Annotated in this window: 21 protein-coding genes; 9 read left to right on the plus strand and 12 right to left on the minus strand. The window is 70.7% G+C overall.

Translation table 11 applies throughout. The features are described from left to right. The 5 genes from bchL to bchF are packed head-to-tail and all read right to left on the minus strand — an operon-like array spanning window position 1 to window position 7987. Window positions 1-912 (minus strand): ferredoxin:protochlorophyllide reductase (ATP-dependent) iron-sulfur ATP-binding protein, encoded by a 912-nt coding sequence (gene bchL / locus ACLF3M_RS10240; protein ID WP_430656817.1) that lies wholly within the window; start codon window positions 910-912, stop codon window positions 1-3. After that, on the minus strand, window positions 909-4508 hold the full coding sequence (locus tag ACLF3M_RS10245) for a magnesium chelatase subunit H (protein ID WP_430656818.1): 3600 nt from the start codon (window positions 4506-4508) through the stop codon (window positions 909-911). The genes bchL and ACLF3M_RS10245 overlap by 4 nt, the downstream gene beginning before the upstream one ends. Window positions 4509-4515: 7 nt before the next feature. Beyond that, the gene (bchB, locus tag ACLF3M_RS10250; RefSeq protein WP_430656819.1) at window positions 4516-6099 is read right to left on the minus strand and encodes a ferredoxin:protochlorophyllide reductase (ATP-dependent) subunit B; all 1584 of its coding nucleotides are present in this window, start codon (window positions 6097-6099) and stop codon (window positions 4516-4518) included. Between the two features lie 2 nt (window positions 6100-6101). Beyond that, the gene (locus tag ACLF3M_RS10255) at window positions 6102-7406 is read right to left on the minus strand and encodes a ferredoxin:protochlorophyllide reductase (ATP-dependent) subunit N (RefSeq protein WP_430656820.1); all 1305 of its coding nucleotides are present in this window, start codon (window positions 7404-7406) and stop codon (window positions 6102-6104) included. After that, window positions 7403-7987, minus strand: coding sequence for a 2-vinyl bacteriochlorophyllide hydratase (gene bchF, locus ACLF3M_RS10260; protein ID WP_430656821.1), 585 nt, complete (start codon window positions 7985-7987; stop codon window positions 7403-7405). Before bchF ends, ACLF3M_RS10255 begins: the two co-directional genes overlap by 4 nt. 303 nt (window positions 7988-8290) lie before the next feature. On the opposite strand from bchF, the gene ACLF3M_RS10265 reads away from it, so the two are divergent. From ACLF3M_RS10265 to ACLF3M_RS10295, 7 genes are all read left to right on the plus strand, one after another. Continuing rightward, window positions 8291-9184, plus strand: a complete 894-nt coding sequence (locus tag ACLF3M_RS10265) for a cobalamin B12-binding domain-containing protein (protein WP_430656822.1) — start codon at window positions 8291-8293, stop codon at window positions 9182-9184. 93 nt (window positions 9185-9277) lie between these two features. Then, window positions 9278-10705 (plus strand): transcriptional regulator PpsR, encoded by a 1428-nt coding sequence (ppsR, locus tag ACLF3M_RS10270; protein WP_430656823.1) that lies wholly within the window; start codon window positions 9278-9280, stop codon window positions 10703-10705. A 1-nt stretch (window position 10706) separates the two neighbouring features. Further along, entirely contained in the window at window positions 10707-11609 is a 903-nt protein-coding gene (gene chlG / locus ACLF3M_RS10275; RefSeq protein WP_430656824.1) for a chlorophyll synthase ChlG, read from the plus strand. Continuing rightward, window positions 11606-12922, plus strand: a complete 1317-nt coding sequence (locus ACLF3M_RS10280; RefSeq protein WP_430656825.1) for a BCD family MFS transporter — start codon at window positions 11606-11608, stop codon at window positions 12920-12922. Before chlG ends, ACLF3M_RS10280 begins: the two co-directional genes overlap by 4 nt. Before the next feature lie 14 nt (window positions 12923-12936). Then, window positions 12937-14136, plus strand: coding sequence for a geranylgeranyl diphosphate reductase (locus ACLF3M_RS10285; RefSeq protein ID WP_430656826.1), 1200 nt, complete (start codon window positions 12937-12939; stop codon window positions 14134-14136). A gap of 28 nt (window positions 14137-14164) precedes the next feature. Next, the gene (hemC, locus tag ACLF3M_RS10290) at window positions 14165-15199 is read left to right on the plus strand and encodes a hydroxymethylbilane synthase (RefSeq protein ID WP_430656827.1); all 1035 of its coding nucleotides are present in this window, start codon (window positions 14165-14167) and stop codon (window positions 15197-15199) included. Window positions 15200-15347: 148 nt separating this feature from the next. Next, window positions 15348-15521, plus strand: coding sequence for a hypothetical protein (locus ACLF3M_RS10295; protein WP_430656828.1), 174 nt, complete (start codon window positions 15348-15350; stop codon window positions 15519-15521). Window positions 15522-15525: 4 nt separating this feature from the next. Here ACLF3M_RS10295 and ACLF3M_RS10300 read toward each other — a convergent pair whose 3' ends face one another. Genes ACLF3M_RS10300 through ACLF3M_RS10330 form a run of 7 tightly spaced genes read right to left on the minus strand, consistent with a single transcriptional unit; the run spans window position 15526 to window position 21277 of the window. After that, entirely contained in the window at window positions 15526-16434 is a 909-nt protein-coding gene (locus tag ACLF3M_RS10300; RefSeq protein ID WP_430656829.1) for an ABC transporter substrate-binding protein, read from the minus strand. A gap of 9 nt (window positions 16435-16443) precedes the next feature. Continuing rightward, the gene (locus ACLF3M_RS10305) at window positions 16444-17421 is read right to left on the minus strand and encodes a tripartite tricarboxylate transporter substrate-binding protein (protein WP_430656830.1); all 978 of its coding nucleotides are present in this window, start codon (window positions 17419-17421) and stop codon (window positions 16444-16446) included. Between the two features lie 30 nt (window positions 17422-17451). Next, the gene (locus ACLF3M_RS10310; RefSeq protein ID WP_430656831.1) at window positions 17452-18195 is read right to left on the minus strand and encodes an SDR family oxidoreductase; all 744 of its coding nucleotides are present in this window, start codon (window positions 18193-18195) and stop codon (window positions 17452-17454) included. After that, window positions 18192-19082, minus strand: coding sequence for a 3-keto-5-aminohexanoate cleavage protein (locus ACLF3M_RS10315; RefSeq protein ID WP_430656832.1), 891 nt, complete (start codon window positions 19080-19082; stop codon window positions 18192-18194). The genes ACLF3M_RS10310 and ACLF3M_RS10315 overlap by 4 nt, the downstream gene beginning before the upstream one ends. Beyond that, window positions 19079-19390, minus strand: coding sequence for a YciI family protein (locus ACLF3M_RS10320; protein WP_430656833.1), 312 nt, complete (start codon window positions 19388-19390; stop codon window positions 19079-19081). The genes ACLF3M_RS10315 and ACLF3M_RS10320 overlap by 4 nt, the downstream gene beginning before the upstream one ends. Beyond that, window positions 19390-20238 (minus strand): dioxygenase, encoded by an 849-nt coding sequence (locus ACLF3M_RS10325; RefSeq protein WP_430656834.1) that lies wholly within the window; start codon window positions 20236-20238, stop codon window positions 19390-19392. Before ACLF3M_RS10325 ends, ACLF3M_RS10320 begins: the two co-directional genes overlap by 1 nt. Window positions 20239-20251: 13 nt before the next feature. Next, window positions 20252-21277, minus strand: coding sequence for a quinone oxidoreductase family protein (locus tag ACLF3M_RS10330; protein WP_430656835.1), 1026 nt, complete (start codon window positions 21275-21277; stop codon window positions 20252-20254). Between the two features lie 142 nt (window positions 21278-21419). Here ACLF3M_RS10330 and ACLF3M_RS10335 point away from each other — a divergent pair, with 142 nt between their 5' ends. After that, complete coding sequence (locus tag ACLF3M_RS10335; RefSeq protein ID WP_430656836.1) at window positions 21420-22457, plus strand: LacI family DNA-binding transcriptional regulator; 1038 nt, start codon at window positions 21420-21422, stop codon at window positions 22455-22457. Between the two features lie 157 nt (window positions 22458-22614). Next, a complete protein-coding gene (locus tag ACLF3M_RS10340) occupies window positions 22615-23064 on the plus strand; it encodes a YidB family protein (RefSeq protein WP_430656837.1) in 450 nt (149 codons plus the stop codon). Window positions 23065-23323: the final 259 nt, after the last annotated feature.

A 23323-nucleotide genomic window follows, 5' to 3' on the forward strand; every position in this document is an offset into this window, starting at 1 on the left:
TCAGTCGAACCCCAGCAGGTCGAAGATCTCGCGGTCCTTGAGCGGATTGGCGTCGAGCGGCGTGACGCCCGCCAGCAGCCCGGCGGCGAGCCGCAGGTACTCGTCCTGCACCGCCTTTACCTCCGGGATGGTGTCGTCCATCTGGAACAGGCTCTTCTTCGCCAGGCGCGACCGGCGGATGACGTCGAGGTCGGGGAAGTGCGCCAGCGTCTTCATGCCCGACACCGCGTTGAACTTCTCGATCTGGTCGGTGTCCTTCGACCGGTTGGCAATCACGCCGCCGAGCCGCACGCCGTAATTCGCCGACTTCGCCTTGATGGCGGCGACGATGCGGTTCATCGCGAAGATGCTGTCGAAGTCGTTCGCCGCCACGATCAGGCCGCGGTCGGCATGGAGAAGGGGTGCCGCGAAGCCGCCGCATACCACATCGCCGAGCACGTCGAAGATGACGATGTCCGTTTCCTCGAGCAGGTGGTGTTCCTTCAGCAGCTTCACGGTCTGGCCGACGACATAGCCGCCGCAACCGGTGCCCGCGGGCGGGCCGCCGGCCTCGATGCAAAGGACGCCGTTATGGCCTTCGAAGACGAAGTCCTCGGGGCGCAGCTCCTCGGCGTGGAAGCCGACGGAATCCAGCACGTCGATCACCGTCGGGATCATCTTGCCCGTCAGCGTGAAGGTGCTGTCGTGTTTGGGATCGCAGCCGATCTGAAGCACGCGCTTGCCGAGCTTGCTGAAGGCCACCGACAGGTTGGAGCTGGTGGTGGACTTGCCGATGCCGCCCTTGCCGTAGATCGCGAAGACGGTGGCGCCCTCGATCTTCGCGGCGCCATCCGCATGCACCTGTACGGACCCTTCCCCGTCGCCGAGGCTCGACAGGCTGGAATTCGGCGGGGGTCTCATGATCACGGTCATGCAGCCATCTCCACGGCGATGCCTTCGAGGCGGTCCTCGAGCTCTTCGCCGGCCTGGCGGAGTGCTTCGATGGTTTCCTCGCTGGGCTGCCAGTAATTGCGTTCGTGGGCTTCGATGAGGCGGTTCGCGATCTTCACCGACGCCGTCGGGTTCAGCTTCGCGAGTCGTTCCCGCATGGCGGGGTCGAGCATGTAGGTCTGGGCGAGCTGCTGGTAGATCCAGGGCGCGACCTGGCCGGTGGTGGCGGACCAGCCCATGGTGTTGGTGACCTGCGCCTCGATCTGGCGCACGCCCTCATAGCCGTGGGACAGCAGGGCCTCGAACCATTTGGGGTTCAGGGCGCGGGTGCGGGTCTCCAGCGCGACCTGCTCGGCCACCGTGCGGATCGTGCCCTCGCCGCGGGTCTGGTCGCCGACATAGACCGCGGCCTCCGCGCCGTTGCGGGCGCGGCGCACGGCACGGCTGATGCCGCCGAGCGTGTCGAAATACTGGTCGATCGTGGTCAACCCGACCTCGACGCTGTCGAGGTTCTGATAGGTGACCTCAACGCTGCCGAGCAGATGCGTCAGCACCTTGTCCTGGCGCGCGGGCTTGCCGTCGATGCCGTAGGCGTAGCCCTTGCGGCGGACATAGGTCTCGGCGAGTTCGTCCTCGTCGGTCCAGACGCCGGCGTCGATCATGCCGTTGACGTTGGATCCATAGGCGCCGTCGGCATTGCCGAAGACCCGGAGGCTCGCCTGCTGGATGTCCCCGCCATGCTGCGCCTGGAAGGCCAGCGCGTGCTTGCGGATGTAGTTGAGCTCCGCGGGCTCCTCGGCCTCGGCGCAGAGCAGCGCGGCCTCGGCCAGCAGCCTGGTCTGCAGCGGCAGCAGGTCGCGGAAGATGCCGGAGAGGGTGACCATCACGTCGATGCGCGGGCGGCCGAGCTGCTCCAGCGGGATCAGCTTGGCCCCCGACACGCGGCCGTAGCTGTCGTGGCGGGGCTCGGCGCCCATCAGCGCCAGCGCCTGGGCGATCGGGCCGCCCTCGGTCTTCAGGTTGTCGGTGCCCCAGAGGACGATCGCGACCGTCTCCGGCAGGCTGCCGCCATCCTGGGCGTGGCGGGCCAGCAGCCGGTCGGCCTGGCGCGCGCCGTCCTTCACGGCAAAGGCGGAAGGAATCTTGAAGGGGTCGAAGCCGTGGAGGTTGCGGCCCGTCGGCAGGACGGCCGTGCTGCGCAGCAGGTCGCCGCCGGGCGCAGGGCGGATGAAGCCGCCGTCGAGCGCATGCAGGATCGCGGGGATCTCGGGGTCGGTCGCGAGAAGGGCGTCGAGGCGCGCGCGCTCCGCATCGTCGGTCACGCCGGCGGCGTCGAGCGTCTCTGCACGCTGTTGGCGGGTCAGCGTCTCCCCGATCACGTGCAGGCCGTGCGGGATCAGCGTGTATTCCAGTTCGAGAAGCTCCTCCGCGAGCTTCACGATGCGGCCTTCCAGCTCAGCCGGCGCCCAGGCGGGTTCGGCCGGTGCGAGATCCACCGCTGCGGCCTGCGCCTGCACGAGTTCTGCCAGCGACTGCCGCACCCCTGGGTCGCAATCGGGATCGAGGCCGCGCCAGCGGTCGAGCGATGCCTTGAGGTCCAGCAGGCCGCGATACAGCCCCGCATTCGCCACCGGCGGCGTGAGGTAGGAGATCAGCATCGCGCCCGCGCGGCGCTTCGCCAGCATTCCCTCGGACGGGTTGTTGGAGGCGTACAGGTAAAAATTCGGTAGCTCGCCGATGAGCCGGTCGGGCCAGCATTCGGCGGAGAGGCCGGCCTGCTTGCCCGGCATGAACTCCAGCGCGCCATGGGTGCCGAAATGCAGCACGGCATGGGCGCCGAAATCCTCTCGGATCCAGCGATAGAAGGCGCTGAAGGCGTGGGTGGGGGCGAAGCCGCGCTCGAAGAGCAGGCGCATCGGATCGCCTTCCCAACCGAAGCCGGGCTGGATGCCGACGAAGACGTTGCCGAAGCGCGCGCCGAGCACATGGATGGTCGCGCCGTCGGATTGCGCGCGGCCCGGCGACGGGCCCCACTGCTTCTCGATCTCGGCGAGGTGGGTCTCGCGCCGGACATGATCGTCGGCGCCAATCCGAGCGGCGACGTTGGCGATCGCGCCGAACTGCGAGGCGTTCCCGTGCAGCACGCGATCGCGCAGCTCATCGACGCTGGCCGGCACGTCCACGTCGTAGCCGGCGGCGGCCATTGCGCGCAGCGTGTTGTGCAGGGATTCGAAGACGCCGAGATAGGCCGCCGTCCCGATGTTGCCCGCGTTTGGCGGGAAGCTGAACAGCACCATCGCGACCTTGCGCTCCCGCCGCTCGGCGCGGCGCAGCGCGACCAGGCGGGCGACGCGCTCCGCCAGGCGGCCTGCGCGTTCGGGGTGCACGCGCATGTCGCGCTGGCAGGATATGCCGTCGCAGCCTGGGCAGGTCCTGCCCTGGCTGTCGGCGCCGCAGCGGCCGCCATAGGTCATGGGCCAGATGCCGCCATCGAGTTCGGGGATCGCGACCATCATCGTCGCCTCGACCGGCAGCAGGCCGCGCGGATCGGCCTGCCACTGGCGCATCGTCTGGAATTCCAGGGGATGCGCGGAGACATAGGGCACGTCGAGCTTCGCCAACAGCTCCTCGGCGGCGTGGCTGTCGTTGTAGGCGGGGCCGCCGACCAGGCTGAAGCCGGTCAGCGAAACCACGGCATCCACCACCGCCACGCCGTCCCTGACAAAGAAGCGTTCCACCGCCGGCCGGTTGTCGAGGCCGGAAGCGAAGGCCGGGATCACCCTCAAACCGCGGGATTCCAGCGCCTCGATCACGCCGTCGTAGTGGGCGGCGTTCTGCGCGAGCACGTAACTCCGCATCAACAGCAGGCCGACCGTGCCGGTGCGCCCGCCGCGCGGCAGATCCTCCAGCCGTTCCGTCACACCGGCGCCGAGCTTTGGGTGATACAGCCCGACATCGGGGTAGTGGATCGGCGGCGCGACCTTCAGCGTGCCGGCGATGCCGGCGCGCGGGCCCGCCGCATAGCGGTTCACCAGCAGCCGGACCATGTTCGCAAGGTTCTCGCGTGAGCCCGCGAGCCAGTATTGCAGCGCGAGGAAATACGCCCGCACGTCTTGCGCCGTGCCGGGGATGAAGCGCAGCAGCCGCGGCAGCTCCCGCAGCATCTTCATCTGGCCGGCACCGGAGTTGCCGCCCGCCTTCTTCGACCCCCGCAGCTTCTTAAGCAGGCCCATGATGCCGGTGGCCTCGACGCCCATGTCGAAGCGGCCGATGCGGGTCAGCTTCATCACCTCGCCGGCCGAGAGCATGCAGACCATCGCGTCGCACTTCGCCCGGCGCGCCTGCAGGGCCGGCAGCACGGCCTTGATGTGGTCCTCGAGGAACAACATCGCTGCGATGACGATGTCGGCCTGCGCGATGTCGTCGAGACAGTGCTGCAGCGCCTGCGCATCTGCCGACCATTCGTCCGCCGCGTGGATCGTGAGTTCCAGCCCCGGCAGTTCCCGCCGCAGGTCGCCGCGGGCAAGCAGCATCGCGCCCGCGAAGTGGCTGTCCATCGTCACGATCGTCACGCGCATCGGCGCGTCAGCGAGAGAAGTGCGCTTTGGCGTCATACAATGTCTCGAGCGTGATGGTCGCGATGCCGCGTTCGGCGGCGAAGCGCTCCGTGTTCCGTCGAGCCTTGCCCCGGACGAAGAACGGTATCTTCTTCAGCTCCTTCTCGGCGTCCTGGCCCCAGGACAGCGAAGGGTCGCCCGCAGCGGCGTGGGGAGTCACCGCTGCGGGCGCGGGCAAGGGCGGCGCGGCGGGCGCCCCCCCGATGCCCATCTCCGGCGCGACTTTCGCCGCGCCCAGGTGCGAGGGCGTCGCACCATCATGGAACTCGAAGTCCTCGCGGAACATCGTCAGCAGATGCTCCTCGAGCCCCATCATCAGGGGGTGGACCCAGGTGTCGAACAGGACATTCGCGCCCTCGAACCCCATTTGCGGGGAGTAGCGCGCCGGGAAGTCCTGCACGTGGACGGGCGCCGAAATCACCGCGCAGGGAATGCCGAGCCGCTTGGCGATGTGGCGCTCCATCTGCGTCCCGAGCACGAGTTCCGGCTGAAGCCCCGCGATCTCCTGCTCGACGTCGAGATAGTCGTCGGTGATCAGCGGCTCGACGCCGTAGAGCTTGGCGGCGTCGCGGACGTCGCGGGCGAATTCTCTCGAATAGGTGCCTAGCCCCACCACTTCGAAGCCCATCTCGTGCTGCGCGACATGGGCCGCGGCAATGGCGTGGGTCGCGTCGCCGAAGACATAGACGCGCTTGCCCGTCAGATACGTGCTGTCCACCGAGCGCGAGTACCAGGGCAGGCGCAGCGTGGATTCGTCCGGCGCGGCTTCAAGGCCGGCGAGCGCCGCCACTTCCGCGATGAAGCGCCGCGTCGCGGCGACGCCGATCGGGATCACGGTGGTCGCGGGCTGGCCAAACGTCCGCTTCATCCAGCCGGCGGCCTGGCCGGCGATTTCGGGATACAGCACGACGTTGAAGTCGGCCTCGCCGAGCCGCGCGAGATCGGCGGGCGTCGCGTTCAGCGGGGCCACCACGTTGACCTGCAGGCCCATTGCCTCCAGCAGGCGGACGATCTCCGCGACGTCGTCGCGATGGCGGAAACCGAGCGCGGTGGGGCCGAGGACATTGCAGATGGGCCCGGGCGCCTTCTTCGTTCCGGGCGGCGGCGCATGCGGGCCGGCCATGGCGCGGACGAGCTGGTAGAAGGTCTCCGACGCGCCCCAGTTCTCCTTGCGCTGATAGGCCGGAAGTTCCAGCGGCACGACGGGGATCGGCAGGCCAAGCGTCTTCGCCAGGCCGCCCGGATCGTCCTGGATCAGCTCGGCCGTGCAGGACGCACCGACCAGCAGCGCCTCCGGCCGGAAGCGCTCATAGGCCTCGCGCGCGGCGGTCTTGAACAGCTCCGCCGTGTCGGCGCCGAGGTCGCGCGCCTGGAAGGTGGTGTAGGTCACAGGCGGCCGCGCGGCGCGCCGCTCGATCATGGTGAAGAGCAGGTCGGCGTAGGTGTCGCCCTGCGGCGCGTGCAGCACGTAGTGCACGCCGCGCATCGCGGTGGCGATCCGCATCGCGCCGATATGGGGAGGACCTTCGTAGGTCCAGACGGAGAGCTGCATGGCTACAGCTCCAGCCTGGTGCGGCGGTCGAGCGGCCGCGCGAAGAGCCCCGCGAGGTCGCCGGCCTGGTCGTAGCCCTGGATCGGCGTGAAGACGAGCTCGATGGACCACTTGGTGGCCATCCCCTCGGCTTCCAGCGGGTTGGCCAGGCCGAGCCCGCACACCGTCAGGTCGGGCTTCGCCGCGCGGCAGCGGTCGAGCTGGCGCTCGACATGCTGGCCCTCGCTGAGCTGCACGCCGGCGGGCAGCAGCGCGAGTTCCTCGGCCATGTGGGCGCGGTGCAGATAGGGCGTGCCGATCTCGATCGGCTGCATGCCGAGTTCTCGCGACAGCATGCGCGCCAGCGGGATCTCGAGCTGGCTGTCGGGGAAGAAGAAGATGCGCTTGCCCTCGAGCTTCGCGCGATGCCCGGCCAGCGCGGCCCTGGCACGCGCCTCGCCGACGGACGTCACCTCGCGGATCGTCGCATCGGGCGTGCCCCAGGCCTCGGCCGCGGCGCGCAGCCAGGCCGTGGTGCCCTCGGCGCCGAGCGGGAAGGGTGCCGCGATGCGCGTCGCGCCGCGCGACTCCAGTGCACGCGCAGTGTCGCCGAGGAAGGGCTGCGCCAGCAGGTAGCGCGTGCCGGGCCCGATTGCCGGGAGTTCAGCCGCGCTGCGTCCGGGCAGGAAGCGCACGGGGCCGACGCCGAGCGCGGCGAAATGCCGCAGCATCTGGTCCTCGACCACCTCGGCCAGCGCACCGACGACGAGCAGCGATCGCGCGGTGCCGGGCTCGGCCGGCATCTCCGGCACCAGGGAGGTGAGGCAGGCATCCTCGCCCTGGGTGAAGGTCGTTTCGATACCGCTGCCGCTGTAGCTGAGGACCCGCACCTTCGGGGAGAAGCGCTTCGACAGGCGCTGCGCGGCACGCGAGAGGTCGAGCTTGATGACCTCCGACGGGCAGGAGCCCACCAGGAATAGCATGCGGATATCGGGCCGCCGCTCGATCAGGCGCGTCACCACGCGATCGAGCTCGTCGTTGCAGTCCGCCAGCCCCGCGAGGTCGCGTTCGTCGATGATCGCGGTTGCGAAGCGCGGCTCGGCGAAGATCATCACGCCGGCGGCGGATTGCAGGAGATGCGCGCAGGTGCGGCTGCCCACCACGAGGAAAAAGGCGTCCTGGATCTTGCGGTGCAGCCAGACGATGCCGGTGAGCCCGCAGAAGACTTCGTGCTGCCCGCGTTCCCGCAGGACGTGCTGCCCGCCATCGCGCAGGACCGGCGCGGTGGCGCAGCCGGCGGCGGAGGTGGCAGCAGCCGAAAGGCTCATGCGGAGCGCATCCCGCCCATCGCGGTCATGCGTGCTTCCTGCAGCCGCGCCGCGCGCAGCTTCAGCACGAACTGGGTGGCGTTGACGACGTAAGCGGCATAGGCAGCCAGGGCGAGCAGCATCTGGCCGTAGCCGTCGCCGATGCCGGCGAACACCGCGCCGAGATAGGCGGTGTGCAGCGCCAGCACGAGCATCGAGAACATGTCTTCCCAGTAGAAGGCTGGCGCGAAGAGGTACTTGCCGAAGACCTCTTTCTCCCAGATGCAGCCCGTGATCATGATGGTGTAGAGCACGAGCGTCTTCAGCACGACGGACGCCGTCGCAGCGCCGAGTCCCTCGCCCGTCGCGAGGTAGCGCAGCACCAGGCCGAGACTGACCAGGAAGACCAGGAACTGCACCGGCGCCAGCACGCCCTGCACCAGCGTCCAGGGCGTGGCGTCACGGCGCACGCGTTCTTCCGGCGTGTAGAGCCCGCCCCGGATGCTTTCCTGCGCCATGTGGACCTTGCGTCCTGACGCTGCGCCCCAGGGCGAGGCGTCGAGCTTGTCCAACAGGCCGGAAAAGCGGTTCGCTGTAAGCATTGCTTGACAACCCCCCGTCAATGGCAGTCCGCTGTCGGCCGCGTGAGTTCAGCCGCGGGTTGACGCGGCGGGACGCCGGGGGACGCACCGCATAGACGGTGGCATCCGGCAGCGAGGGAAAGGCAGCGGTTCATCGTCTCTCCCCACGTCGCGCTTGATGAGGGAAGGCTAATGACTGCCGGCGCGTAGTGTCAAGCTCCATTGACGTAAATCGGGATTGACAGATCGGTCCGGGAACCTGACAGTAACCATCGTGGAGAGGGCAATGGCCTCCAGGCCCACTTGCGCGGGAGATTCGACGGCATGACCGACAGCGCGTCGACCTCCCTCACCGCCTATTCGGACGGCCCGTCGGGCAGTCGCGACTTTCCCTTCGATCTAGACGATCTCGCGACGCCGGTCGGCCGTCCTGCCGAGCAACGGCGCGTCGCACTGCTCGCGCGCGCACTGGAATCGGAAGTCATCCCGCGCCTGGTGCTGGCGCGGCAGAACGCGGCCGCGCCGAGCTACCGCGACGACCGCGCGATCGCCCCGACCGCCGAGGATGTCCGCACGCTGGCCGAGCCGGTGCTGCGCGGCGACCTGCAGGCGGCGATGGCGGGTGTCGCTGCACTGCGCGCGCGCAATCTGCCGCTGGAGCGCATCTACCTCGAGGTGCTGGCGCCGGTGGCGCGGCTGCTCGGCACCATGTGGCAGGAGGATCGCTGCGACTTCACCGCTGTGACGGTCGGCCTGTGTTGCCTGCAGCAGTTGCTGCTGGAGAACAGCGGGTCCTTCGGTCCGCGGCCCGGGCGCCGCGACGGGCATCGCCGGATCCTGCTGGCGCCGGTGCCCGGGGAACAGCACAGCTTCGGCCTGGTGATGGTCGGCGAGTTCTTCCGTCGCCAGGGATGGGACGTCTGCAGCGGCACTGGCGCCTCGGCGCGGGAGCTCGTCGCGACCACCCGCAAGCAGTGGTTCAGCATGATCGGGCTGTCCATGTCCTGCGAAAGCCGCCTTCAGCCCCTGGCCTCGCTGATCCACGAGATCCGCCGCGCCTCGCGCAATCCGCAGATCGGCGTGCTGGTCGGCGGCGGTCTCTTCATGGAGCAGCCGGAGCTTGCAACCCTGGTTGGCGCCGATGCCACGGCGACGGACGGGCAGCAGGCGGTGCTGAAGGCGGAGACATTGCTGGCGCTCCTTGCGCCGGAGGCGTGACGTTTCGACCGGCCGGTCCGGCGGCATCGCCGTCCGGCCCGAGGAGGATTGTTGCAGCAATGGGGGCGCGGGGCTCGAAGGACGGGATGCTGCGTGAGAGCGTTCAGGTCACCTCGGACGTCGCTCGGACAGCTCGACGCGGAAGCCGCAGCGGGTCTCGTCGTGGCGTCGGCGGACCTTGCGCTCGTGCTTGATGATGCCGGCGCCATCCGCGACATCGGCTTCGGCAGCGAGGAGCTCGCGCGCGACCTCGACGGCGCGGAATCCTGGGTCGGCCGTCCCTGGATCGACGCCGTCGCCCGTGACAGCCGCACCAAGGTCGAGGCCCTGCTGACAGGCAAGGAATCGCGCGACGCCCCGCGCTGGCGGCATGTGAACCACCTGGCGGGGGAAGGCACGGCGCTGCCGATGCTCTGCTCGATCGCGCCGCTGGGCCGGGGCGGGCGGCGCGTGGTGTTCGGGCGCGACCTGCGGCCGCTGTCGCAGCTCCAGCAGCGCCTGGTCGAGGTGCAGCAATCCATGGAGCGCGACTATTCGCGCCTGCGCCAGGCCGAGACGCGCTACCGCCTGCTGTTCCAGATGTCGGTGGACCCGCTCCTGGTTTTGGATGCGGAGTCGCTGCGCGTGCTGGAAGCCAATCCCGCGGCCCAGCGCCTGTTCGCGCGCGCCGCGCGCCGCCTGCCCGGCCGCCCGCTGCCGGAGGTCTTCGCGCAGGAGGACCGGTCCGCCCTGCAGGGGCTGCTGGCCAGCCTGCGGAGCGCCGGCCGCGCCGACGACCTGCGCGCGCGCCTGGCCGAGGACGGGCCGGAGGTCATGGTCTCCGCCACCACCTTCCGCCAGGAAGGCGGGCTGCTGGTGCTGGTGCGGCTCGAGCTCAGCCAGGCCGAAGGCGAGGGCCCGCTCGGCGAGGCGCGGGCGCGCATGTTGAAGGTGGTGGATGGCGTGCCGGACGGCTTCGTCGTGACCGACGCCGAAGGCCAGATCATCACGGCGAACGCCGCCTTCCTCGACATGGCGCAGCTGACGTCGGAGGAGCAGGCGCGCGGCGAGCCGCTGGACCGCTGGCTCGGCCGGCAGGGCGTCGAGTTCGAGGTGCTGATGGCCAGCCTGCGCGGGCGGGGCTCCGTGCGGCTGTACAACGCCACGCTGAGCGGCGAGCTCGGCGGGCAGGTGGAGGCGGAGATCGCCGCGGTGTCCGTCCTGCAGGGCGGGCAGACCTGCTACGGCTTCGCGATCCGCGACGTCGGCGCGCGCGTCAAGCCGCCGGCGCGCATCGGTGCCGGCGCGACCCGGTCCGTCGAGCAGCTGACGGAGCTGATCGGGCGCGTGCCGCTGAAGGACCTGGTGCGGGAAGCCACGGACGCGATCGAGCGGCTCTGCATCGAGGCGGCGCTGGAATTGACCGGCGACAACCGCGCCTCGGCCGCCGAGATGCTCGGGCTGTCGCGGCAAAGCCTCTATGTGAAGCTCAGGCGCTACGGGCTCGGCGACCTCGGCGCCGATGACGGCGCGGAGGGCTGAGATGGCCGATCCCGCCAACCTCACGGCCGGCCGGCAGCGCCGCTATCCCGCGCCATCGGCGGTGCTGGAGATCCTGAAGCCGATCACCTGGTTCCCGCCGATGTGGGCGTTCGGCTGCGGCATCGTGGCGTCCGGTGCGTCGCTCGCGGAACGCTGGCCCTATGCGGTGCTCGGCATCCTGCTGGCCGGGCCGCTGGTCTGCGGGATGAGCCAGGCGGTGAACGACTGGTTCGACCGGCATGTGGACGCGATCAACGAACCGCATCGCGCGATCCCCTCCGGCCGGATGCCGGGGCGCTGGGGGCTTCATGTCGCGATCGTCTGGACGGGGCTGTCCCTGCTGGTCGGCGGGATGCTAGGCCCGTGGGGCTTCGCGGCGACGGTGCTGGCCTGCATCTCCGCCTGGATCTACTCGGCCCCGCCGCTGCGGCTGAAGGGCAGCGGCATCTGGGGCCCGCTGGCCTGCGGCATCAGCTACGAGTCGCTGCCCTGGATCACGGGTGCGGCCGTGCTGTCGGGCGCGGCGCCGGATCCGCGCGTGGTCGCCATCGCACTCCTCTACGGCGTCGCGGCGCACGGCATCATGACGATCAACGACTTCAAGTCGATCGAGGGCGACCGGCGATTCGGCCTGCGGTCCCTGCCGGTGATGCTGGGGCCGGAACGCGCGGCGCTGGCGGCGTGCTGGATGATGGCCGTGCCGCAGATGGTCGTGATCGGGCTGCTGCTGGGCTTCGGGCATCCCATCGCCGCCGCGATCGTGACCGTCGTGCTGGCGCTGCAGGGCCTGTCCATGCGGAAGTGGCTCACCGACCCGCGGGGCCTGGCGCCCTGGTACAACGGCGCCGGCGTGACGCTCTTCGTGACGGGCATGATGGCGTGCTCGGTGGCGCTGGCGCCATGAGCATGCAGCCTCCCCTTGGCTGGCCTGGCATCGTGAGGCTCGGCCTGGTGCAGACGTCGCTGGGCGCGATCGTCGTGCTGACGACCGCGGCGCTGAACCGCGTGATGGTGGTGGAGCACGCGCTGCCTGCGATGCTGCCGGGCGCGCTGGTGGCGCTTCACTATGCCGTGCAGATGCTGCGGCCGAGGCTCGGCCATGGCTCCGACCAGGGTGGTCGGCGCACGCCCTGGATCATCGGCGGCATGGCGGTGCTGGCACTCGGCGGCGTGCTGGCGGCGGCGGCGACGGCCTGGATGGGCACGGCGCTGATCCCCGGGATCCTGCTCGCCGTGCTGGCCTTCCTGCTGGTGGGCCTGGGCGTCGGGGCGGCGGGGACGTCGCTGCTGGTGCTGCTGGCCGCACGCGTCGCGCCGCAGCGCAAGCCGGCGGCGGCTTCCATCGTCTGGATCATGATGATCGCGGGCTTCGTGGTGACGACCGCGACGACGGGACGGCTGCTTGACCCGTATTCGCCGGAGCGGCTGGTGGCAGTCACCGCCGCCGTCTCGGCCATCGCCTTCCTCGTCAGCCTGCTGGCCGTGGCCGGCGTCGAGGGCAGCCGCGCGGCGCGGCGCGAAGCCTCCGCGCCCTCGGCCTTCCTGCCGGCGCTGCGCGAGGTCTGGTCGGAGCCGGTGGCGCGGCACTTCACCATCTTTGTCTTCGTCTCGATGCTGGCCTACAGCGCGCAGGACTTGATCCTGGAGCCCTTCGCCGGCGCGGTCTTCGGCATGACGCTCGGCGAATCCACGCGGCTGTCCTCGGTCCAGCATGGCGGGGTGCTGGCGGGGATGATCCTGATCGCGGTGGTGGGGAGCCTCGCGAAGGGTGGGCTGCGTGCGCTGCGCTGCTGGATCGTCGGCGGCTGCGGCGTGGCCTTCCTCGTGCTGCTGTCGCTCGCCTTCGCGCATCAATCCGCCGAGTCCTATCCGCTCCGCGCGGCCTGCTTCGCGCTCGGCATGGCGAACGGCGCCTTCGCCGCGGCCGCCATCGCCGCCATGATGCAGTTGGTCAATGCGGGCCGGCCAGGGCGAGAGGGCGTGCGGATGGGCCTGTTCGGCGCGGCGCAGGCGATCGCCTTCGGGCTCGGCGGCTTCCTCGGCACGGCGATGCTGGACGTCGGCCGCATCGCCACCGGCAGCACGGTCGGCGGCTACGCCCTGGTGTTCCTGGGCGACGCAGCGCTGTTCCTGGCCTCGGCCTGGCTGGCGCTGCGCATCGGGCAAGCGGCGCGGGCGCCTTCGCGCTACCCCGGCGCCGCCGCGGCGGCTTCGTGACGGAGGACAGCGGCATGACGACCCAGACCTTCGATGTCGTGGTGGTGGGCGGCGGGCCTTCGGGCGCGACCTGCGCGCACGACCTCGCGCGCCAGGGCCGCAGCGTGCTGCTGCTCGACAAGGCAGGGCGCATCAAGCCCTGCGGCGGCGCAATCCCGCCGCGGCTGATACGCGACTTCGACATCCCCGCGCATCTTCTGGTGGCGCGCATCACCTCCGCCCGCATGGTCTCGCCTTCCGACAAGGAAGTGGACATGCCGATCGACACCGGCGGCTTCGTCGGCATGGTGGACCGCGAGGATTTCGACGAGTTCCTGCGGATTCGCGCCGCCGAATCCGGTGCGACGCGCGCAACCGGCAGCTTCGAGAACCTGGCCCGCGATCCCGACGGCACCGCTGTCGTGGAGTATCGCGCGAAGGGCGCGCCCGACGATGCGCCACTGACCCGCGCGCGCGCCAGGCTCGTCATCGGCGCGGACGGCGCGCGCAGCCAGGTCGGCCGACAGGCCGTGCCGGGCGCCGACAAGGTGAAGTGCGTTTTCGCCTATCATGAGATCGTCGAGGCGCCGAAGAACGAGGTGCCGAGCTACGACGCTGACCGCTGCGACGTCTACTACCAGGGCAAGCTGTCGCCCGATTTCTATGCCTGGATCTTCCCGCATGGCGACAAGGTCAGCATCGGCACGGGCTCGATGCACAAGGGCTTCTCGTTGCGCGGCTCCGTCGCCGACCTGCGGAAGGCCACCGGCTTCGACAAGCTCCGCACCATCCGCCACGAAGGCGCGCCGATCCCGCTGAAGCCGCTGAGGAAGTGGGACAACGGCCGCGACGTGCTGCTGGCGGGCGATGCCGCGGGCGTCGTCGCGCCGGCCTCCGGCGAGGGAATCTACTACGCCATGCTCGGCGGACGCCTGGCGGCCGAGGCGGCCGAGGAGTTCTGCCGCAGCGGCAGCCCCGCCGCGCTCGGCCTGGCGCGGAAGCGCTTCATGAAGCAGCACGGGCGCGTCTTCTGGGTGCTCGGGATCATGCAGTACTTCTGGTACTCGTCGGACAAGCGCCGCGAGAAGTTCGTCAAGATCTGCGAGGACAAGGACGTCCAGCGCCTGACCTGGCAGAGCTACATGAACAAGGAACTCGTGCGCCGCGATCCCCTGGCGCACGTGAAGATCTTCTTCAAGGACATGGCCCACCTGCTGGGCTTCGCGCGGGCATGACCGGCGCGAGAAGCGGAGCGATCACCGCATGAACCTCTCCTCCCTCGACGCGCCGCTGCAGCAGCTGCGCCCCACAGGCGTGGGCAGCCCGCATCGGCACGTCGTCTCGCGCAGCCTGCCGCTGAAGGTGGGCACGCGGGGCTCGCCGCTCGCGCTGTGGCAGACTCGGCACTTCCTGTCGCTGATCAATGCGGTCTGCCCCGTGATGGCCGACATGCCCTCGCCCTTCGAGGAGAGCGTGATCTCCACCGCGGGCGATCGTGAGCAGGACAAGCGGCTCGCCGATATCGGCGGCAAGGGCCTGTTCGCCAAGGAGATCCATGAGGCGTTGGCCGATGGCCGGGTGGATTTCGCGGTCCACAGCCTGAAGGACCTTGAGACCGAGTTGCCGCCCGGCATCGTGCTGGCCTGCACGCTGCGGCGCGAGGATTCGCGGGATGCCATCGTGCTGGGGCCGGCGTGTCATGCGGCATGCGAGGATGATCCTTTCGCCTGCCTGCCGCGCGGCGCGATGGTCGGCACCGCCTCGGTCCGGCGGCAGAGCCAGCTGCTGCACGCGAGGCCCGACCTGTCGGTCGAGGTGATCCGCGGCAATGTCGGATCGCGCCTGGCCAAGGTGCGGGCGGAAGGCGGGCCGCAGGCCTCGCTGCTGGCGCTGGCCGGCCTGCGGCGGCTCGGGATGGCGCATGAGGCGGGCCAGGTGCTCGACCCCGAGGTCATGGTGCCCGCGGCCTGCCAGGGCATCGTCGGCGTCACCGTGCGCGCGGACGACGTGGAGCTGCGCGAGCTGCTGTCGCTGATCGAATGCCGCCAGGCCGCGGTCGCGGCGCAGGCGGAACGCGCGCTGCTGGCGGAGCTCGACGGGTCCTGCCGGACGCCGATCGGGGGGCATGCGAGGCTGCTGGACGAGGGCCAGGTGGAGCTGACGGGATTGGTCGCGCGCGCCGACGGGTCCTTCCTGCTGAAGCGCAGGCTGCGCGGCGCGGCGGCGGATGCCGCGCGGATGGGCCGGGAGCTCGGCGACAGCCTGCGCCGGGACAGCCCGGCGGACGTGTTCGGCTGAAACCGTCGGCGCGACAATCGAAACATTGAGACCGCCGCGGCGCAGTGGCGCGCCGCATTGGAAACGGGCTGCGAAGTCGCGGTGAAACGGCTGGGTGCGACAAGGGGTCATCGGCGCTTGCGCCAGGAACCCCTGAAGGACCACCCCGATGACCCGCCTCGCCTGCTCCGCCGTCCTGCTGGTAATGGCTCTCCTCGCCCCGGCCCAGGCCGGTATCCGGCCCTACACCGGCCCCTTCCCGCCGGAGCCCCTGGCGTCCGAGACCTGTCCCCTGGCCACGCCGGACGGGCCCGTCCCGGTGGAGCGCGGGGCCTGCCGCTAAAGGCTCAGCCGAGCGCTTCCCCGCGCAGCGACAGGTCGAGATAGCGTAAGGGATCGTCGAGGTGCCGCGCCGGCACGCCGTAGCGGCTGCGCAGCGCGAGCACGGTCCGCATCCCGTCCTCGTCCACCCGGAGGTCGCGGAAGATCCCCCGCACGGGGTCCAGCAGCGCCGCCGCCGCGCAGGACGCCACGGCGGGCGCCATCCGCATGCGCTGCTGGAGCAGCGCAGTTGCCCCCGCCGGCTCCGCCGCGAGCCAGGCCAGGCTGTCCCGGAAGCCGCGCATGAAGCCGACCAGCGCCGCGCGGCGCGACACCACTGTCCCGCGGCGCACCGCGCCGACAATGCCCTGATAGGGACCGATCACGTCGTTCGCGCGCGCAAGGCGCCGGCAGCCCGCGGCCTCCGCCGCCAGGTCGAGCGGCGTGTTGAGCAGCGTCGCGGCCTGCTCGCCGGCGGTCAGCGCGCCCAGGCGCTGCGCGCCGCCGCCGACCGCGACCCAGTGCACGCGGTATGCGACGCCTGCATGTCCGAGCATCTCCTTCAGCACGAAGGCGAAGCCGGTGGTCATGGCATCCACCGCGACCTTGCGGCCGGCCAGCGCGGGCAGGTCGGCCACATCGGCCTGCGCCATGACGTTCAGCATGCCGTCATCCACGCCGAACAGGGCGACGAAGTCGGCGGTGCCGGGCAGTTCCGCCTCGCCCTGCCCTTCGTCGTAAGCGACGATGTTGTCCACCGCCGTCAGCGCGAGGTCGAAGCGGCCGTCGAACAGGTCGCGCGCCATCGCCCGCGAGTTCGGGGTGATCTCGACCGAGACCTCGATGCCGTGGCGGGCGAAAAGACCCTGCTCCTGCCCGGCCCAGAGCGGCAGGTTGGACGCGCCCGCGAAGGCGACGACGCGGATCGCGTCCATCGCGGGATTTCAGTCCGCGAACTGGCCCGCCGCCTGCAGCACGGGCCGCCAGCGGTCGATCTCGGCCTCGAGGAAGGCGCGGTGCACGGCGGGGTTCACGCGCTCCAGCGGCTCCGGCGGGCTGGCGAGGTCGTTGAGGCGCGCGATCACCGTCGGATCCTGCACCGCGACGCGCAGCGCGCGGTTCAGGCGCTCGATCACCGGCGCCGGCGTGCCCTTCGGCGCGTACATGCCGTTCCAGATGCCGACCTCGAAGCCGGGCAGGCCGGCCTCGGCCGCGGTCGGGATCTCGGGCGCCTGCGGCAGTCGTGTCGCTGTCGTCATCGCGAGGCCGCGGATCCGGTTCTCCCGCACGAAGGGCAGGGAGGAGGTGGTCTGGTCGCAATAGACGTCGAGCCGGCCGGCCATCAGTTCGGGGAAGACGCCGCCCGATCCCGTGAAGGCGATGGGCGTGAAATTGATGCCGAGGGCGGCCTGCAGGAGCGTGCCGCAGAGCTGGCTAGCGGAGCCGAGGCCGACATTGGCCAGGTTCACGGCGTCGCGCCGTTCGCGCGCGAAGGCGATGAAGTCGGCCAGCGTGTTGCCCGCGAAGTTCGGCCGCACGGTGATGACCATCGGTGTCGAGGTCACCAGGCCGAAGGGCTCGAGGTCCGTGATAGGGTTGTAGGGAAGCCGGCGATACAGCGTCGGCTGCGTGGCGAGGCCGATGTTGGTGTAGAGGATGGTGTGCCCGTCCGGGCGCGCCTGCACCACGCGCTGCACGCCGATGGTGCCGCCGCCGCCGCCCACGTTCTGCACGATGACGGGCTGGCCGAGATCGCGGCCCATCGCCTCGGCGACCATGCGGCCGACGATGTCGGTCGGGCCGCCCGCACCGAAGGGGATCACCAGCGTGACCTGCTGGTTCGGGAAGTTCTGCGCGACGGCGGGAGCGGCCAGGCCGGCCGCGCAGGCGGCGGCGAGAAGGCTGCGACGGGCAAGCTTCATTACGACGTTTCTCCTCTGTTGCGGCGTGTTCTAGCGGCCGCCGCCAATGTCCACCAGCGCGCCCGTCATGTAGTTCGCCGCCGGCGAAAGCAGGAACACCGCAAGGGCGGCGACCTCTTCCGGCTCGCCCGGGCGGCCGAGCGCGATCGGGGCCGTGATCTGCTTCAGCCGGTCGGCGCCGGCGCGGGCCTCGTGGCTTTCGGTGCGGATCACGCCGGGGCGGACGCAGCAGACCCGGATGCCCGACTTGCCGACCTCGTTGGCGAGCCCGGCGGTGAAGCCGTCCACCGCGCCCTTGGCGGCGGCGTACATCACGCGGCCGGGCTGGCCGCCGAGCACGCTGGCGCGGCTGCCGATGTTGACGATGACGCCGCCTTCGCCGCCGCGATCGGTCGCCATGCGGCGCACCGCTTCCTTCGAACAGAAGACGGTGGTGCGGAGATTGCCGTCCATCATGCGGTCGTAGTCGGCCGCAGTGATGTCGGCGATCCTCGCCTCCGCGCTGCCGCCGGCGTTGTTCACCAGGCCCTTGACGCGCCCCAGCGCGTCGGCGGCGGAGAACAGCGCGGCGATGCCGGCCTCCGTCATGACATCGGCCTGGATTGCGCACGCCTGGCCGCCGGCGGCCTCGATCGCGCTGACGGTCTTCGCGGCGCTGTCGGCGTCGCGGGCGTAGTTCACGGCGACGATCCAGCCATCGGCCGCCGCGGCCTTCGCGATCGCAGCGCCGATGCCCCGGCCGGCGCCGGTGACGACCAATACGCCTCGGCTCATCGCGACCAGCCACCCACCGAACCGAGTTCCGCGCGCGCTTCGGCCGCCGTCATGGGCTCGGCGCCGAATTCGCGCAGGATGCGCACGGCGCGCTCGACAAGCACCGTGTTGCTCGTCGCGAGCTCGCCCTTGTTGAGGTAGATGTTGTCCTCGAGCCCGACGCGCACATGCCCGCCCAGCAGCCAGGCCTGCGCCAGCATCGGGAACTCCATCCGCCCGATCGCGAAGGCCGCCCAGGGGCTGCCGGCGGGGATGATCGAACGCGCGTAGTTCAGCGTCTCCGGGTTCCAGTCGAAGCCGTAGCGGATGCCCATGCAGACCTGCCACAGGCACGGCCCCTTCAGCACGCCCTGGTCGATCAGCGACTTCGCCAGCGCGATGTCGCCGGAATCGAAGACCTCAAGCTCCGGGATCGTGCCGGCGGCGTAGATCAGCTCGGCCATGCGGGTGATGGACCAGGGCGTGTTCATCACCACGCCGGTGCCCGACCACATGCAGTTGCAGTCGAGCGTCGCGATCTCCGGCCTGAGGGCGACGATGTGCTCGACCCGCTGGTCCGGCGGCAGCAGCGTCGTGCCGGCTGCGGGCTTCCGCGGGTCCTCGCGGTCCGGCACGAAGCGCCCGCCGGGGCCCGTCGTCAGGTTGATCACGACATCGGTGCCGGAGGAGCGGATGCGGTCCACGACCTCGCGGTAGAGGTCGAGCGACATCGAGGGCCTGCCCGTCTCGGGATCGCGCACATGGATGTGGGAGACCGCGGCGCCGGCCTTCGCCGCGTCGATCGCGGCATCGGCGATCTGCTTCGGTGTGATCGGCAGGTGGGGCGTCTGCTCCGGCGTCGTGATGTTGCCGGTGAGCGCGCAGGTCAGGATGTATTTCCGCTTCACGCGGGCGTTCCTCCGAAGGCCGGCTTGCCGCGGGTGATGTCGCGGAAGCGGGTGATGATGACGCGCTCGAACAAACCCGCCTTGGTGAAGGGGTCGCCGGCCGAAAAGGCTTCCGCCGCCGCGCGGTCCGGCACGTCCACGACGAAGACCGAGCCGATTGCCTTCGCATCGTCGTCCGTCACCTGCGGCCCGGCGAGCTTGATGTCCACCGGGCTGTTCTTGAGGTAGGCGCGGTGCTCGTCGTAATGCGCGTCGCGGATCGCCTGGCCGTCGGCGACCTGCGTGCAGTGGATCAGATACAGCGGCATCAGGCGGCGTCCTGTCGGGGGATGCGGAACTCGTATTCCAGTCGGGCGGGCCCGCCCGTCTTCTTCGCGGCGTCCCAGTCCGTCACCAGGCTCGCCTTCACGCCGAAGACCGCGTCGTCGTGGAGATACGGGTCGCCATCGCGGAAGATGTGGGTGATAAGGTCGCGGTAGCCCGGCTTCTTGATCCAGAAATGGACATGCGTTGGCCGCATCGGTCCGCGGCCCATCGCGGCCAGCACGCGCCCCACGGGCCCGTCATGCGGCACCGGGTAGGCCGACGGCATCACGGTGGGGAAAGCGATGACGCCGTCCTTCCCCGTGACGAAGCGGCCGCGCATGTTGTGCTCGTCGCCGAGCTGGCTGTCGTAGTAGCCATCGGGCGAGGTGTGCCAGACATCCACCTGCGCGCCTTCCAGCGGCTTGCCGGCCTCGTCGCAGATCTTCACCGCGACGTCGAGGGGCTCGCCCGCCACGCCGGGCGACATCTGCTGGCCGTTCTCCATGCGCGGCGGGTTCTCCCGGTGGAAGGGCCCGAGGACCGTGGTTTCCGACACGCTGGCATGCGTGCGGTTGGCGATCGCGTCCACCAGCATGGAGACGCCGAGGATGTCGGAGAGCAGGATCACCTCCTGCCGCTTGTCGTCGCACCAGCGGCCGAGCTCGGACAGGAAGGCGACGCCCTGTTCCCATTCCTCCGGCGTCAGCTCGACCTCGCGGACGAAGTCGTGGACGTGGCGGATCAGCGCGGACATGACCTTCTGCACGCGCGGGTTCGCGTCCGGGCGGATCCGCGCGAGCACCGCGTCGGTCAGGTTCTCCGCGGTATAGGTGATGTGGCCGTCGGTCATGGGATGATGCTCCTCAGCCCTGCATGTCGAGCACGACGCGCCCGCGCGTGCCGCGCGCGACCGCCGTATAGCCTTCCGCGCCGCGCGACAGCGGGATCAGTTCCGCGATCGCCGGCGCGGGATAGGTGCCGGCTTCGAAGCCAGGCCGCAGCGCGTCCATCAGATCGGCGCAATCCGCCGCCTTGCGCTTCAGGCTGTCGAGGCCGATCAGCCGGCATTCGCGGCGATAGAAGGGAATGAGCTCGAGCCTGACCTGGTCGCCTGGCGTTCCGGAGATCGCGATGAGGCGCCCGCGGAAGCCGAGGGCGGCGATCGCCGCCTCCACCAGGTCCGGCCGGCCGACGCAATCCAGCACGACGTCCACGCCCTTGCCGCCCGTCATCGCAGCCATTGCGGCGCCGAGGTCCTGCGACTGCAGGTCCACGAACTCGCCCGTCGAATGCCGCGCCGGCGAGCCTTCCGCCGGCGCGCCGCGGCAGGCCGCGATCACGCGCGCGCCACGCCCGGCCGCGACCCCGCAGGCAGCACCCCCGACGCCTCCCGTCGCGCCGATCACCAGCACGACCTCGCCCGGCTTCACCTCGGCATAATCCAGCGCGATGAGCGCAGTGACGTAATTCACGCCGACCGCGCCGGCCTCGGCGAAAGACAGATTCGCCGGCTTGCGGGACAGTGCCTCCACAGGGATGCGCAGGTATTCCGCGTGGCTGCCGTCGCGCACGAAACCGACGTCGCCGCCCGTGCCCCAGACCTCGGCGCCGAGCCAGGCGTCCGGCCCGTCCACCACCACGCCCGCGAAGTCGCGGCCCGGCGTGCGCGGCGGCACCGTCTGCTTCATGCGCCCGGCCACGTTCTTCACGTCCGACGGGTTGATGGAGGCCGCGCGCACCGCCACCAGCGCCTCACCCGGTGCGGCGGGGGCAAGCGGGACGCGGCCGCAGGACAGCACTTCAGGCCCGCCGAAGGCCGCGAAACGCAGCGCGCGCGCCTCGGCCGGCAGCGGTGCGGCGGCAGCGGCACGGGCAGTGGCGATGCTCATGGGCGGGACGATCCTCCGGCGTTCGGCGGTCCAACTATCCCCCGTCCGGGGTGGGGTCAAGCGATTTCTGCAAACGATTGCACGCGGGCCCTGCGGACGTGATCGTTGGGACGGCGCGCCGCCAGCGGCTATACCGGTCCGGATGTCCCGCCGCCTGTCCCCTGCCCCCGCCCGCGCGACCATCGCCGATGTCGCCGCGGCCGCGGGCGTCCACGCCTCCACCGTCTCGCGCGCGCTGAACCCGGCGACGCGCGGCATGGTGACGGAGGCGGTCGCCGCGCGCGTGACCGCGGCGGCGGAGAAGCTGGGCTGGCGCCCCTCCACCCTCGCCGCGGGGCTGCGAACGCGGCGGTCGCGCACCATCGGCATCCTGGTGCCTGACCTGGTCAATCCCGTCTTCCCGCCCATCGTGCGCGCGGCCGAGACGCGCCTGGCCGAAGCGGGCTACGCCACGCTGCTGGCCAACACCGACAACGATCCCGCCCGCGAGTTGCTGCTGGTGGAACGCATGGCCGCGCATCTCGTGGACGGGATGATGCTGGCCTCCGCCGCGAAGGGCAGCCGCGCGATCGAGGCCTGCGCCCGCGCCGGCATCCCGACGCTGCTGATCAACCGGCGCCTGCCGGGGTCCGAGCTGTCCGCGGTCGTGAACGACGACCGCCGCGGCATGGCGCTGGCGGTGAAGCACCTGCTCGGCCTCGGACACCGGCGCATCGCGCATCTTGGCGGTCCGGCCGGCGTCTCGACCGCGACGGACCGACGGGCGGGGTTCCGCGCGGCGCTGCGCGGGGCGGGCCTCGACGCGGACGCCGCACCAACCGTGGCGGCCGAGGCCTATACGATCGAAGCCGGGCGCCGCGCGATGGAGGCGCTGCTGGCGCAAGGCGGCTTCACGGCCGTCGCGGTCGCGAACGACATGCTTTGCCTCGGCGCCTATGATGCGCTGGCGGCAGCTGGGCAGCGCATACCGGACGACGTCTCCGTCACCGGCTTCAATGATATGCCCTTCGTCGACCGCATCGCGCCGCCGCTGACCACCGTGCGCATCCAGCATGCCGAGATGGGGCGCCGGGCGGCGGAGTTGCTGCTCGGTGCCCTGGCAGAGCCGAGCGGGCGGGAGGAAGTGCTGCTGGAACCCGAGGTGGTCGTCCGCGGCAGCACCGCCCCGCCGCGCGACTGACACGGCGCGGAACCGATCGCCGCGCCCGGCTTTCCTCTCCCTGGCCGAGCGCCTGGTGTCCGACGTCGAAGTGTCGAAGCGGTGGTTCAGTCGCTCAAGCAGCGGCCGGGCCGCGGTCCACCAAGGCGGATCTCGGCCTGGCACAAGGGAGGTTCGCATGGCTCGCGGCACGCCATCGCTGATGGCACTACTCGGGGTCCTCGCCATGGCGGGATACCAGAACAGGGACAAGCTGGCGGAGATGCTCGGCCGCGCCACCGGCGGGCAGGGGGTCCCTGGTGAAGGGGGCCGCGCCGGCGGCCAGACCGGCGCCCAGATGCCGCGGGGCAATGACGGCAGCGTGGGCGCGATGCTGAACGATGGGCTGCGCGACCTCCTCGATCGCTTCCGCGGCGCCGGGCATGGCGAGACCGCGGAGTCCTGGGTGAGGTCGGGCCCCAACCGCCCCGTCGAACCGACGCATCTGGAATCCGCGATCGGCCCGGAGACGCTGGACGAGCTCGCGCAGCATACCGGACTCAGCCGCGAGGAGGTCCTGTCGCGGCTGACGCGCACGCTGCCGGATGCAGTGGACCGCTATACGCCGGAAGGACGGCTGCCCGGCTGAGCTCACGCCTGGGTTGAGATCGGCCGGATTGCTTATGCACCAGCGAATATCGGCCCATCCGTTCTAGACCTCCTCGCGCCGCCGCCGTCCGCACGGCGCGATGGAGGGGAATGGGAACCACCCGCGTGATGGCGTCCGCGCCATCGCGAGGGATTCGGCATGCGATCGTCGCGTGCACCTCGACCGGCATCGGCCCGCCCGATGCCGGAAGGGATGCTGCGTTTCGCTCGACGCACCGGCCTGCTTCCCCCCATCGCGC

This window comes from Falsiroseomonas sp. HW251 (assembly GCF_050563545.1).
Classification (GTDB): Bacteria; Pseudomonadota; Alphaproteobacteria; order Acetobacterales; family Acetobacteraceae; genus Falsiroseomonas.